The organism is Photobacterium pectinilyticum, from assembly GCF_024357955.1.
GTDB lineage: Bacteria > Pseudomonadota > Gammaproteobacteria > Enterobacterales > Vibrionaceae > Photobacterium > Photobacterium pectinilyticum.
Window position 1 is genome coordinate 1 of record NZ_JANEYT010000004.1, and the last position, 12,854, is coordinate 12,854.

9 protein-coding genes are annotated in these 12,854 nt (G+C 51.2%); 6 read left to right on the forward strand and 3 right to left on the reverse strand.

What is annotated here, in order from left to right:
* The first annotated feature begins 317 nt into the window (after positions 1-317).
* Positions 318-1,298: a sugar-binding transcriptional regulator gene (locus NHN17_RS02725; protein WP_255040598.1), complete on the forward strand. Its 981-nt coding sequence runs from the start codon at positions 318-320 to the stop codon at positions 1,296-1,298.
* A gap of 109 nt (positions 1,299-1,407) precedes the next feature.
* On the forward strand, positions 1,408-2,247 hold the full coding sequence (gene mepA, locus NHN17_RS02730) for a penicillin-insensitive murein endopeptidase (protein WP_255040599.1): 840 nt from the start codon (positions 1,408-1,410) through the stop codon (positions 2,245-2,247).
* A gap of 49 nt (positions 2,248-2,296) precedes the next feature.
* On the opposite strand, the gene NHN17_RS02735 is transcribed toward mepA, so the two are convergent.
* The 3 genes from NHN17_RS02735 to rdgC form a co-directional block, all read right to left on the reverse strand.
* Positions 2,297-2,551: a YfhL family 4Fe-4S dicluster ferredoxin gene (locus NHN17_RS02735; RefSeq protein ID WP_255040600.1), complete on the reverse strand. Its 255-nt coding sequence runs from the start codon at positions 2,549-2,551 to the stop codon at positions 2,297-2,299.
* 5 nt (positions 2,552-2,556) lie between these two features.
* Positions 2,557-3,948 (reverse strand): prephenate-dependent tRNA uridine(34) hydroxylase TrhP, encoded by a 1,392-nt coding sequence (gene trhP / locus NHN17_RS02740; protein WP_255040601.1) that lies wholly within the window; start codon positions 3,946-3,948, stop codon positions 2,557-2,559.
* A gap of 250 nt (positions 3,949-4,198) precedes the next feature.
* Positions 4,199-5,110, reverse strand: a complete 912-nt coding sequence (rdgC, locus tag NHN17_RS02745) for a recombination-associated protein RdgC (RefSeq protein WP_208113437.1) — start codon at positions 5,108-5,110, stop codon at positions 4,199-4,201.
* Positions 5,111-5,263: 153 nt separating this feature from the next.
* On the opposite strand from rdgC, the gene NHN17_RS02750 reads away from it, so the two are divergent.
* The 4 genes from NHN17_RS02750 to phoR all read left to right on the forward strand — a co-directional run bounded on the left by NHN17_RS02750 (position 5,264) and on the right by phoR (position 12,785).
* Positions 5,264-6,538 (forward strand): exonuclease SbcCD subunit D C-terminal domain-containing protein, encoded by a 1,275-nt coding sequence (locus tag NHN17_RS02750; RefSeq protein WP_303629308.1) that lies wholly within the window; start codon positions 5,264-5,266, stop codon positions 6,536-6,538.
* On the forward strand, positions 6,535-10,377 hold the full coding sequence (locus NHN17_RS02755) for an AAA family ATPase (RefSeq protein ID WP_255040603.1): 3,843 nt from the start codon (positions 6,535-6,537) through the stop codon (positions 10,375-10,377). The genes NHN17_RS02750 and NHN17_RS02755 overlap by 4 nt, the downstream gene beginning before the upstream one ends.
* 195 nt (positions 10,378-10,572) lie before the next feature.
* Positions 10,573-11,262 carry a phosphate regulon transcriptional regulator PhoB gene (gene phoB / locus NHN17_RS02760; RefSeq protein WP_107350498.1) on the forward strand — a complete coding sequence of 230 codons (690 nt, stop codon included), beginning with the start codon at positions 10,573-10,575 and terminating at the stop codon, positions 11,260-11,262.
* Positions 11,263-11,480: 218 nt separating this feature from the next.
* A complete protein-coding gene (phoR, locus tag NHN17_RS02765; protein ID WP_255040604.1) occupies positions 11,481-12,785 on the forward strand; it encodes a phosphate regulon sensor histidine kinase PhoR in 1,305 nt (434 codons plus the stop codon).
* Positions 12,786-12,854: the final 69 nt, after the last annotated feature.

The following is a 12,854-nucleotide window of genomic DNA, read 5'->3' on the forward strand; positions in this document are numbered from 1 at the left end:
AGCCACTAGTTACTGCAATATCTGCCTTGATAACAACGATTTTTCCAGTGCAAATACTTGATCAACTACTTATCCAGGTTGGTATTATAAAGAAGCCTTGCTAGAAATAGCGGGGCTTTTTCGATTGACGATTTTGGTCCGCATTGTATAGCCTTTCTTGTTATTGGAACATAATGTCTAAAAAGCGGTTCGCACAAGCAGGGTGAAGGCTTAAGTCTCATTTCGGCGGGCTGTCTGAGGTTGGGACTCGCTGTCTTTTCCGATAACGGCTAAAATAGCCCTTTAGTTTTAACCCTATTTGTAACAAAGGTATGGCCATGACAGCGCCCCAGAATGACACCACCCATGTTGACAGCGACAAGCTTACCGAGATAGCCATCGCTTATTATCAGGATGGGGCAACGCAGGAAGAAATTTCCAAGATGTTCGGGATGTCGAGGGCCAAAGTCGGCCGTTTACTACGCCGTGCCAGAGATGAAGGGGTGGTTGAAATCACCGTGAAGTATCACCCGGTATTCAGTGAGAAACTGGAGCAGCAGTTGGTCGAGCGTTTCAACTTGAAGAGGGCGCTGATTGCCCTTGACCAGCCTGATGATGAAAGCCAGCGCCTGCAGGTGGCCAGTCTCGTGTCTAGCTACCTATCCTCGATATTGACCGATGATATGGTAGTGACCGTAGGGCAGGGACGTAACATTGCTTCCATTGCCAGCCATGTTGGGGTTGTTCCCCACCGCAAGTGTCGCTTTGTTTCAGGTATTGGTGGTACTCATCGTTCCGGTAACGCGATTAACGCTGATCATATCTGTCGTCTGCTGGCAAAGAAATACGATGGGATCAGTGAAACTCTCTATGCACCGGCCTACGTGGAAGATATCAAGGTAAGGGAAGCCTTTATGAAGAATGGCACAGTGAAGGAGACCCTTGATCGTGCACGCCGCGCTGATGTGGCTTTGGTCGGTGTCGGGGACATGAATGAAAACAGTCATATGGTTAAGCTGGGCTGGTTTACCCCGCAGGAAATTGTCGAGGCGAGGATCCGCAAAGGCGTAGTTGGCGATATCGCTGGTTATGACTTTTTCGATAGCCAAGGCCGACGTGCCGATACCATGATGAGCGACAGGGTGATTGGGCTCAGTATGGAAGAGCTCAGGCATATACCGACTGTGGTGGTTACGGCGGCGGAGAACAGTAAGGCGTTGGCTTTGCTCGGCGCTCTGCGCTCTGGGGTTGTTGATGTGCTGGCAACCAGCGTCAGTAATGCCCTGACCATTTTGAATTTGGATCAGCAAATGAAATAACGATCGTATTTTGTTTTTTTTGATCCCAATGATCAAGCTGCCTGCGGGCAGTTTTTTTATTGCTTGCTATGCTGAAGAGAGCAAGAAAATAAAGACAAAAGGATCAGTCATGAGGTACTTTTTTGTGCTGTTGTTGGGGTTAGCACTGAGCTTGCCGGTAGCCGCCAGCCCATGGGAACAAGTAAAAGCGCCGACACAAGGCCAGTCGGAGTCTATCGGTACTTACAATAATGGTTGCTTGGCTGGGGCTGAGCCTCTGCCGCTGGCGGGAGATGGCTATCAGGTAATGCGCTCCCAGCGAGGGCGGTTTTACGGTCATGAATCGATGATCCGCTTCCTGCATGACTTGTCGAAGAGTGTCCACCAGCTAGAGCTTGGCCAATTGCTGGTCGGTGATATTGCGATGCCGCGTGGTGGGCGTTTTTCGTCTGGCCATGCCAGTCACCAGACCGGGCTAGACGCCGATATTTGGCTTAAGCTTGGCGAGCGTCCACTTAATGAGTCGGAGCTGATTGATGTCCAGCCATTGCCGATGGTGCATATCAAACAGTATAAGATCAACAAGAAGAACTGGAGCGATAAACAAGCCCTGATGGTACAGCTGGCAGCTGCCGACGAGCGGGTTGCACGAATATTTGTCCACCCAGTGATCAAAGAACAACTATGCCAGCGCGAGTGGACCGATCGGGCATGGCTGCAAAAAGTCAGACCATGGTGGGGGCATTATTACCATTTCCATGTCAGGCTCCATTGCCCAGATGGCGACAGTAACTGTAAAGCGCAACAATCACCGCCGCCGGGTGATGGGTGCGGGGCAGAGCTTGCTTCCTGGAAGCCGAAGCCAAAACCGAAGAAAGAAAAAGTCGCCAAGATGAAGAAAAAGCCTAAACCTAAACCTGTTCCGCCGGCGCAATGTTTGGCCTTGCTGCGGACACCGGTAGAGGGATGATGCTCAGTGTGAAGATACAAAAAAAAGCGCCCATCGGCGCTTTTTTCGTTTAAGCCAATCCCTGAAGGGTGACAAACTTTTCGAACAGAGCTTCGTCTGTTTCGATATTGTCAGGATCGGTAATGATACAGTTGGTGATAGGACATACCGACTGGCAAGTCGGCTTGTCGTAGTGTCCTTTACACTCGGTGCATTTGTCCGGGTCGATCTCGTAGATTTCGGCCCCCATGATGATCGCCTCGTTTGGACACTCGGGATCACACATGTCACAGTTAATGCACTTTTGGGTGATCAATAACGCCATGGCGATTATTTACCGTCTTTAGGTGCGTGTGGGTTACGGGTGTTCTCACCTGAGTTTAGGTTACGCATCAACAATGCGTATTCTAGATCCATGTCTTGTGGGACAGGAATGAACACGAAGTGGCCGTTACCTTTGGCATCATCAATCACTTCAGACTTGCGGTTCTCCATCGCTTCAAGGGTGAAGATCACGTTGCCCTGCGGGGTCATGACTTCTAGGCTGTCACCCACGATGAACTTGTTTTTCACTTCGACTTCGGCCAAGTCACCACGGCGTTTGCCGGTGAACTCGCCCACGAACTGCTGGCTGTCAGAAATTGAGTAGCCGTAGTCATAGTTCTGGTAAGCATCGTGCGTGTGGCGGCGCAGGAAGCCTTCGGTGTAACCGCGGTGAGCCAAGCTCTCCAAGGTACCCATCAAGCTTTCGTCAAATGGCTTGCCGGCAACCGCGTCATCAATCGCTTTGCGGTAAACCTGTGCAGTACGTGCACAGTAGTAGAAAGATTTGGTACGGCCTTCGATTTTCAGAGAGTGGACACCCATCTTGGTCAAACGCTCAACGTGCTGGATAGCACGCAGATCTTTCGAGTTCATGATGTATGTGCCGTGCTCGTCTTCGAAAGCGGCCATTTTTTCTTCTGGGCGGTGTGCTTCACTTAGGAGTACGACTTCGTCAGTTGGCTTGCCAAGACCCAATGTATTGTCTGGGCGCTCTTCAGCTTCTTGCACCTGAACCGTTGCATCTTGTACTTCGACAATCTGACCGGCATCGTTTTCAGTGGCTTTCTCTGTTTTGTATTCCCAACGGCAAGCATTGGTGCAGGTACCCTGGTTAGGGTCACGCTTGTTGATGTAGCCAGATAGCAAGCAACGACCAGAGTAAGCCATGCATAGCGCGCCGTGAACGAAAATTTCCAGCTCGGTTTCCGGGCAGTGTTCACGGATCTCTTCGATTTCTTCTAGCGAAAGTTCACGAGACAGGATGACACGCTCGACACCTTGCGTTGACCAGAATTTCACGGTAGCCCAGTTAACGGCATTAGCCTGAACGGATAGGTGAATTGGCATCTCTGGGAAGTTTTCGCGAACCATCATAATAAGGCCAGGATCTGACATGATAAGTGCGTCAGGGCCCATTTCCACGATCGGTTTCAAATCGCGGATGAAGGTTTTCAGTTTAGAGTTATGTGGCTGAATGTTACATACCACGTAAAGCTTTTTGCCTTGAGCATGAGCTTCGTCGATACCGATTTTCAGGTTCTCGTGGTTGAACTCGTTGTTACGGACGCGAAGGCTGTAACGTGGTTGGCCGGCATAGACAGCATCTGCACCATAGGCGAATGCGTAACGCATGTTCTTAAGGCTGCCCGCAGGCGATAACAATTCAGGTTTAAACATAGCTCTTAAATTCCAGTGTCTGATTGCAAATCAGGCCGTATCGCAGGGGGATACGGAGTTGAGGCGGGATTTTACTGTGATCTACCCCTCAATAGCAATGCTAACCCAGTAAACAGGGGAAGTATTCATTGTTTGCTGGTGTAAACAGGCAAGAAAAGAGAGAGCGTTACTAGCTTGAGGCAAGGTTAAGTACAGCAATAGAAAAAGGTGGCACCAAGATGCTTAGTGCCACGATACTCAATACCGCCTGTTAGGCTTTGGCTTCAAGGCCGCCAAGCACTTCGAACAGGTTCGGTAGGAAAGCTGAAAATTCACCCGCCATCAGAGAAAGATCGGCATCAATACGCACAGCCATCTCGTCACGGTCGATGTCTTCATTTTGATCTTTCAGCTCGTCAGAGAACTTAAGGCGCTTGATTGACAGGTCGTCGCCCAGGACGAAATCAATGCGGTCCTGCCAGTTTATCGACAACTTGGTTACCAGCTTATCGGCTTCGATGTGAGCCATGATTTCATCGCTCGACAAGTCCTGCTGCTTACAGCGGATCACACCGCCATCTTCCAGAATTGCTTTCAACTCGGCCTCTTCACCGATAGTGAAGCCGTCTGGAGATGTGTTCGAGCGAACCCACTCGGTCATGGTCAGCTCTGCAGGCTTCTCTGGGGTTACCGGAATAACAGGTAGGCTACCGATAGACTTACGTAGCAGTGCCAGCATGTCTTCGGCTTTTTTAAAGCTACCCGCATCAACCAAGACGTAGCCTTCTTTTGGCATGATCAGCGCGTAGGTTTGGCTCTTGCGGCTGAAGGCGCGAGGTAGCAGATCCATCACGATTTCATCTTTGATGGTGTCTTTTTCACTTTTCTTTAGCTTGCGGCCTTGCTCAAGTTCTTGGGCTTCCACCTTCTCATTCAGTGTTTCTTTGATCACTGACGCTGGCAGCATTTTTTCTTCTTTACGCGCACAAATCAGGATGTTGTCACCAATCACATGGGTGAACATATCGCCGTGCTTACCCAGAGCATGGACCCAACCAAATTTTTGCTGATCCTGGCTGCCACAAGGGGTGAACCGGAATTCTTCAAGCTGCTTTTCTAGTTGGTCAGGATTGAGGTCGATCTCGCGGCTGAAGCGATAGGTAAGTACGTTTTTAAACCACATCATGGCTGTTACAAATCCTTGGTTGTGCATTTGGCTGTCAATCTTATTGCATTGGTTGGCTTTTGTCTTAAGTTTTCGTGCTCTGCTGCTTGGGCTCATCATAAAGTGCGGTACAATCTTGAACAGTTTTTCCAGAACGGCATATCGACCGCAATGAAGATCCTCCATACCTCCGATTGGCACCTGGGTCACCAGCTGCACGGCTATAACCGCGATTTCGAGCATCAGGCATTTCTTGACTGGTTGGCGCAAACCCTTGAGCAAGAGCAGGTCGATGCCCTGCTGGTTGCGGGTGATATTTTTGATACCGCCAACCCCCCGGCGAGTGCCTGGCGAATGCTGTACCGCTTCTTGGCGCGGATGGCGAAAAGCATGCCGGCCTTGAACGTGGTGATGATTGGTGGCAATCACGACTCGCCAAGTAAACTTGATGCCCCGCATGAGCTACTCAAGGCGTTTGACTTACATATCGTCGGTGGTGTTCATCGCCTGCCTGATGGAGAGCTGGATACCGAGCGGATGATGGTTCCGCTGACTAACAAGGCGGGTGAGCAAGCCGCTTGGGTGCTGGCGGTGCCTTTCTTGCGCAGTGCCGATCTTCGCACCGAAGATTTGGACGAAGAGGATGACCGCCTAATTAAAGGCGTCGAAACCCTGTATGGCGAGGTAACTGCTGCGGCGCGTCAGTTGCAGCAACCGGAACAAGCCTTGATCGGAATGGGCCACGCTTACATGGCATCGGGCAAGTTGTCGGAAATGTCCGAACGCCGGGTGCTCGGTGGTAACCAGCATGCCTTGCCGGCCACGATTTTTGCCGAAGAGATTCATTATGTTGCGCTGGGGCATTTGCACCTGGCGCAGATGGTGACCAAACAGGATCATATTCGCTACAGCGGCTCGCCGTTACCACTGTCGATGTCTGAACGTCGCTACAAGCACCAAGTCGTTTTGGTTGACTTCGAGGGTCAGCAGGTAACAGCGATTAAGCCGTTATTGATCCCTCGTGTGGTTGATATGCTCAAAGTGCCAGCTAAGCCTGCCTCGTTGGACGCGGTGTTAGCTGAACTTGAGGCCTTGGAAGTAGAAGATGTACCGCGTGAGCAGCAGCCTTTCTTGGAAGTGCATGTACTGCTTGATAAGCCTCAGGCATTGCTGCGTGAAAAAGTCATGCAGGCTATTGAGGGTAAAGCGGTGCGCTTAGCCAAAATCACCCCGCATTATCAGCAGCAAGAGCAACAGGATGGCTTGAACCACCGTCGTTTATCGGAGGTTTCCCCTGAGCAAGTGTTTGCGCTGAGTTGGGCTAAAAAATATAACGGGGAGCCGGATGCTGCAATGGCATCGGCTTTTGAACAGCTATTGATCCAGGTTGAGGATGAGGCGGGTAATGAGCCTGATGCTGCGTCACGAGAGGGAGAAAAACAATGAAAATTCTAGCCTTACGTGGTGAAAATCTGGCGAGCCTGCAGAGCCATTTTGAAATAGACTTTGCGGGCGGGCGCTTGGGAGACGCTGGTTTGTTTGCGATTACCGGTAAAACCGGGGCAGGCAAATCGACCTTGCTTGATGCCATTTGTCTGGCGCTGTACGACCGTATTCCCCGTTTGCAATCCAACAAGAAAAACGATGCGGAGATCGGCCGTGACGGTGACAGCAGCCGCATCAAAGCCAACGATGTGCGCAGCATTTTATCGCGCGGTAAAGCTGAGGCTTACACGGAAGTCGACTTTGTCGCCAATGACGGTAGCCATTGGCGAGCACACTGGCATGTCCGCCGTGCGCGGGGTCGGGCAGAAGGCCGTGTGCAGGCCGCTGAGCAGTGGTTGGAAAATATCGATACTGGCCAACGGTTTGCAGGGAAAAAGCAAGAGCTTCAAGCCGAGATTGAGCGTTTGATTGGCTTGACCTTCGAGCAGTTTCGCCGGGCGGTGATGCTCCCCCAAGGTGAATTTGCGGCCTTCCTCAAAGCGGGCGCCGACGATCGTGCTGCCTTACTGGAGCGCATGACAGGCGGCGAAATCTACGGCCAGCTTTCGGTTGCCACTTATGAACGTGCTCGCGAAGAAAAGCTAGCTTTAACGCAATTGCAAGACAAACTGGGCGATATTGTGCTGCTGTCTGATGAAGAAAAGCATGCTTTATTGACCCAAATAGCAACCTTGAAACAGCAGGTGGAACAACTTGATAGCCAGCTGCAAGCATTCAAACAGCATAAGCAGGCATTGCAGACCGCAGCTATGTTGGCGACGCGTGTCGAACAGGCGAAGACTCAGTCTGTTGCAGCGAGCCAGCAAAAAGCCGAGGCGGAGCCACGTTATACGCAATTGACCTTGATTGAGCAGGTACAACCCGCTCAGCGCGATTTTTCATTGTTGCAGCAAGCGCAGACACAGCTCAAAAAAGTCACTGATGGCTTAACGACTGCGACAGTGGCTTTGGCGACAAAAAACCAAGTTCATCAGACGGCTGAGCAGCAGATGGTGGCAGCGCGAGGTGCGCTCAAAGAGGTGGAACAACAGTGGCAGGCTGTTGAGCCCAAGTTAAAAGACGCTGCCAAGTGGGATCAGAAAATATCGGGGTTACACGATCAGTGGCGTGAGCTCGATGTGCAATGCCAGCAGCATCGCCATACCCAGCAAGAACAGCAGCTGCTTGTGACGCAACTGCAACACGCGCAACAGCGCTACCAGCAGCAAGCCGAACAGTTACAGGCCTATTTTGCGCAGCATCCCGATGTAAAGCGTTTGGCTGAGCAAGCCTCATCGGTTGAAGACAATGTGAAACGCTATCTTGCCGCTCATCGGGCCAATAGTGATTTGCGTAAAGAGCAGCAACAGATCGGACATGAGTTACAGGTTCATGCCGAGGCTAAAGTCACCCTAGATCAAAAGGTTAAAGATCTACAACAGCAGCAACAGGCGTGCGAGGCACAACGCCAGAGTCTTGACGTCGTGGCTCTGGAAGCACAGCAGAGCCAAGAGCGGGGGCATTACGCAGACAAGCTGCAATGGCGTGATACCTTGCGCCAAGGTATTTCTGGTTCGAAAGAATGGCAATCGCTATTGGTGCAACAGGATAAGGCTGATGGGGAATGGAAAGACACCACCAAACGCGTTGCCGATGCCACAAAGCGTTTAACAACCTTGATGCCTCAGTTGGCGACTTTGTCGATACAGCACAAAGAAGCTGAAGGCATGCTACAACAAAGCCGTGCGGTAATGCAGCTCGACGATTACCGGGCCGAATTAAAAGGCGGTGAAGCTTGCCCATTGTGTGGTTCGCTCGAACACCCCTATGCCACAGACAATCCTGTTGTTGAAGGGCTGCTGCAGGCCCAGCAACTGCGAGTGTCTGAGCTGGCTGAACAGAAGTTGGCAGCAGAAGTGCAAATAAAGCAACTGCAGCAGCTACAGGCAACTGAGCAGCCGCGTTTGACTGCTCTAGAGGCTGAACGGCAGTTGCTGGGGAAGCAGATTGCGCAGGTCTACCAGCAATATGAAACGGTCTTTTCGGCCCTGTGCCAGAGCATGGTTTCGGAGAAAACGGCTTCGGAGAGAACCACTTCGGAACTAACCGCTGAATCGGATCTGGCAGGGGTAACCGCGTTGTTTGAACAGTGGCAAGTGGATGTCGCACAGGTGGATATGGCCTTGAAGCAGCTGCAACAAGCTGGTGAAGAGCGTCAGCGCCGTATTGATCAAGGGCGTCAGCTGGAGCGACAGTGGCAGCAGTTACAACAGGCCCAGAGCCTGCTTGTTGATCAGCAGCATAGTCATGCTCAGAAAGAGACGCAATGGCAATCCCGCTTGCAGTCACTAGAGCAACAGCAAGCAACCCAAACGGAAATCTTGACGGCGCGCGCAGAAGCACTGAATGGCCAGTACGGTAATGATGCGTGGTTAGTGCAGCTGAAAAATGTTGGGGAAGAAGCTTTCTTTACCCAACTCCATACCCAGATACAGCAGTTTTCGGTCAATCAAACCGCATTGGCTGAGGCGGAAAAACAGTTGGGGCTGTTGGCACCGCAACTGGCAGAAGTACAAACGGCGCTGCGTAATACGGAGCAGCGTAGTGCGGAAATTACGGCGGCAATGACGTTGCTGACTAAGGAGAAAGAACAACTGTGGCAGCAACGTGTCGCCCTCATTGGCGAGCAGGATCTCCCGGCGGTTGAAAGCTTGCACAAGCAGGCCATTCATAGCCAGCAGCTAGCCTTGGATCATGCCCAGCAGCAACAGCGCCAATCGGGTGAAGCCATGGCAGCGGCAGATGCCGCCTTGAAAGCGATGCAACAACAGCATGGTGATGCCACGCAGGTGTTAACTGAGTTGCAAGCCCAGTGGGCGCAATGGCTGATGCAATTTGATCTGACTGATGAGGCTCTGACAGCCTTGCTGGCTCATAACGAAGGATGGCTAGCGCAAGAGCGTGAAGCCTTGAAGCAGTTGGAGCAAGCGCTGGCCGCGGCGAACACAGTATTGTCCGAGAGAGAGTTGGCGGTGGTCGAACATCAACCGGTGTTGGCTATCGCTCAGCAATGGCTGACTGCGCATAGCATCGATATTGACGATAGCGGCATTCAACCTGATCAGAGTGGCGCGGCACAGCCTGTTGCCTCACCGATTGTTTCGGGCTGGGAAACGGAGAAGGCAGCGTTGGATGAACAAATCTTCCAGGGTCGGCAGCGCTTGGCACAGGCCGAGCAAGCCGAGTTGCAGTCCGGGGCGTTGACCGAACAACTCAAAAGCCAGCAAGCTACCACTGAACTGTGGATCCAGATGAATGAGCTGATTGGCTCGGCGACGGGCAACAAGTTCCGTACCTTGGCGCAGGGACTGACCCTGCAGCAATTGGTGGTATTGGCCAACGAGCATTTGCATGACTTGGCGCCGCGCTATGCCTTGCAGCCCGTACCGGGCAGCCCGTTGGCGCTGCAGGTGATTGACCATGATATGGGCGATGAAGTGCGCAGCGTGGAGTCACTGTCCGGTGGTGAAAGTTTCCTGGTTTCCTTGGCTCTTGCACTGGCATTGGCGTCACTGGCGGCAGATACTCGCCAGCTTGGCTCGCTGTTTATTGATGAAGGGTTCGGTACCCTCGACCCCGATAGCCTGGAAATGGCACTAGCTTGCCTTGATGCCTTGCAGGCTGATGGGCGCCAGATCGGGGTTATTTCCCATGTCGGGACGCTGGTTGAACGTATTGGTGTACAGGTTGCAGTGGAGGCTCAAGGAGGAGGCCGGAGCCAGATCACAGTGAGGGGGTGATGGGCTGCTTGCTCATTAAAAGTGAGGCAGTCCTAATCACGTTTTTTATCAATATGTTGCTGTTATGTGCTACAAAGTGCTATATGACAGTATGATATACGTTCAGTTACGTATTTCTCCATGAAAGTCACAAAAGTGTCATACTTAACACACATAATGGCGCCGAAAGACAGCAATTAATAGGTATTGACTACGATGGTAAGACGGATTCTTGTTGTAGAGGATGAAGCTCCAATTCGCGAGATGCTTTGCTTCGTTCTTGAGCAGAAGGGATATCAGGCTGTTGAAGCTGAAGATTATGACATGGCGCTTGAGAAACTGTGCGAACCTTATCCCGAGCTTATTTTGCTCGATTGGATGTTGCCAGGTGGCTCAGGAATTAATCTTATCAAGCACTTGAAGCGTGATGAAATGACTCGTCAGATCCCGGTTGTTATGTTGACAGCCCGTGGCGAGGAAGAAGATAAGGTACGTGGTCTGGAAGTGGGTGCGGATGATTACATCACCAAACCATTTTCCCCGAAGGAGTTGATGGCACGCCTGAAGGCGGTAATGCGCCGCGTTTCACCGACATCTCTTGATGACGTGATTGATGTTCAGGGCCTGAAGCTTGATCCGGTATCCCATCGCGTAACCTCTAACGAACAACCATTGGACATGGGGCCAACCGAGTTCAAGATGCTTCACTTCTTCATGACTCACCAAGAGCGCGTATACAGCCGCGAGCAGCTGCTGAATAACGTTTGGGGTACCAACGTGTATGTTGAAGACCGAACCGTTGATGTTCACATCCGTCGTTTGCGTAAAGCACTAGAGACTGGTGGTCATGATAAATTGGTTCAGACGGTGCGTGGAGCGGGTTACCGTTTCTCGACCCGAGTTTAGTAGTAATACCAACCTAAATAAGTATTTGATCAGTTTTACTGGTTAAAATCGCTGCTATCTATGTTAGAGATTTTGTAATTAGAGCCACTAGTTACTGCAATCTCTGCCTTGATAACAACCATTTTTCCTGCGTAATACATAGGTCAATTACTTATCCAGATTGGTATCAGTAACAATCAAGCAGGCGCACTGCGGGTAACGTGGTGACGGAGTTATAAATGGTAGAGCGGCTTTCGTGGAAAAAGTTAGTCTGGGAACTACTCTTTTTCTACTTGCCTTGGATCGCACTGGGGTGGGTATTTGGTTATATGCCCTGGTTTTTGCTGGTCGCAACATGGATCCAGTTGATTTGGCATTTTCATAATTTGTTGAAGATGTCTAATTGGTTATGGAAAGAGCGGAGTCTGACGCCTCCTTCGGGATCGGGCAGCTGGGAGCCTCTTTTCAATGGTATTTACCGTTTGCAGCAACGTAACAGACGTCGTCGCAAAGAGCTGGCAACCTTGATCCGACGCTTTAGAAACGGTGCGGAATCCCTTCCTGATGCTGTTGTTGTCTTTCGCAGCGAAGGGAATATAGTGTGGTGTAACAAGCTAGCCCAGCACCTGCTTGGCTTCCGTTGGCCGGATGATGCCGGTCAGCCAATCAGTAATTTGCTCCGGAGTCCGGACTTTGTTCGTTACCTGAGTAAGCAATCTTTTGAGGTTCCGCTCGAAATTACATCGCCGCTCAATTATGACCGTACTCTTGAGCTACGGGTCATGCATTACACCGAAGGTGAATACTTGATGGTGGTGCGGGATGTTTCTCAGGTGAAGCAGCTTGAAGGTATGCGCCGCAATTTCTTTGCTAACGTATCTCACGAGCTGAGAACACCAATGACGGTGCTGCAAGGTTATCTGGAAATGTCGAAAGACCCAGAAATGCTGGTGGGCCCGATGTGGAATAAAGCCCACGGGGTGATGACCGAGCAGCTGATCCGAATGAACTCTTTGGTTGAGCAGCTGTTGACCTTGTCAAAGATCGAGGCGGCACCGAACATCGAACTCGAAGAGACGATTGATGTTCCGGCAATGTTGGATGTGTTGGAAAAAGAGGCCATTTCTCTCAGCGGTGGTAAAGAGCAGTTATTTACCTTTGAAGTGGATTCCTCGCTCAAAGTGTTGGGTGATGAAGACCAACTGCGTAGTGCGATTTCCAACTTGGTCTACAATGCGGTTAAGCATACGCCGCCGGATGCAGAAGTGAAGGTGCGTTGGTTCCTGACGTCGGCAGGCCCGAGACTGGAAGTCACTGACCAAGGGCAGGGTATCGAGCCGCAGCATATACACCGTCTGACCGAGCGTTTCTACCGGGTTGATAAGGCACGATCACGTGAGACTGGTGGCAGTGGGTTAGGTTTGGCGATTGTTAAGCATGCCTTGAGCCACCATGATTCACACCTTGAGATCGAGAGTGAAGTGGATGTCGGCAGTACGTTCGCATTTACTTTGCCACAGCGCTTGATTGCAAACGCGGCATAAGTACAAAACACGCCGAATTGGCGGTGAAACATGCTAAAGTATTCAGCGGCCTAAGGGCCGCTGTTGTCG

Coding starts and splice junctions, on each gene's coding strand:
- mepA (WP_255040599.1), top strand. CDS start 1,408: ATGAGGTACTTTTTTGTGCTGTTGTTGGGGTTAGCACTGAGCTTGCCG.
- NHN17_RS02755 (WP_255040603.1), top strand. CDS start 6,535: ATGAAAATTCTAGCCTTACGTGGTGAAAATCTGGCGAGCCTGCAGAGC.
- phoR (WP_255040604.1), top strand. CDS start 11,481: ATGGTAGAGCGGCTTTCGTGGAAAAAGTTAGTCTGGGAACTACTCTTT.
- rdgC (WP_208113437.1), bottom strand. CDS start 5,110: ATGTGGTTTAAAAACGTACTTACCTATCGCTTCAGCCGCGAGATCGAC.
- NHN17_RS02735 (WP_255040600.1), bottom strand. CDS start 2,551: ATGGCGTTATTGATCACCCAAAAGTGCATTAACTGTGACATGTGTGAT.
- NHN17_RS02725 (WP_255040598.1), top strand. CDS start 318: ATGACAGCGCCCCAGAATGACACCACCCATGTTGACAGCGACAAGCTT.
- trhP (WP_255040601.1), bottom strand. CDS start 3,948: ATGTTTAAACCTGAATTGTTATCGCCTGCGGGCAGCCTTAAGAACATG.
- NHN17_RS02750 (WP_303629308.1), top strand. CDS start 5,264: ATGAAGATCCTCCATACCTCCGATTGGCACCTGGGTCACCAGCTGCAC.
- phoB (WP_107350498.1), top strand. CDS start 10,573: ATGGTAAGACGGATTCTTGTTGTAGAGGATGAAGCTCCAATTCGCGAG.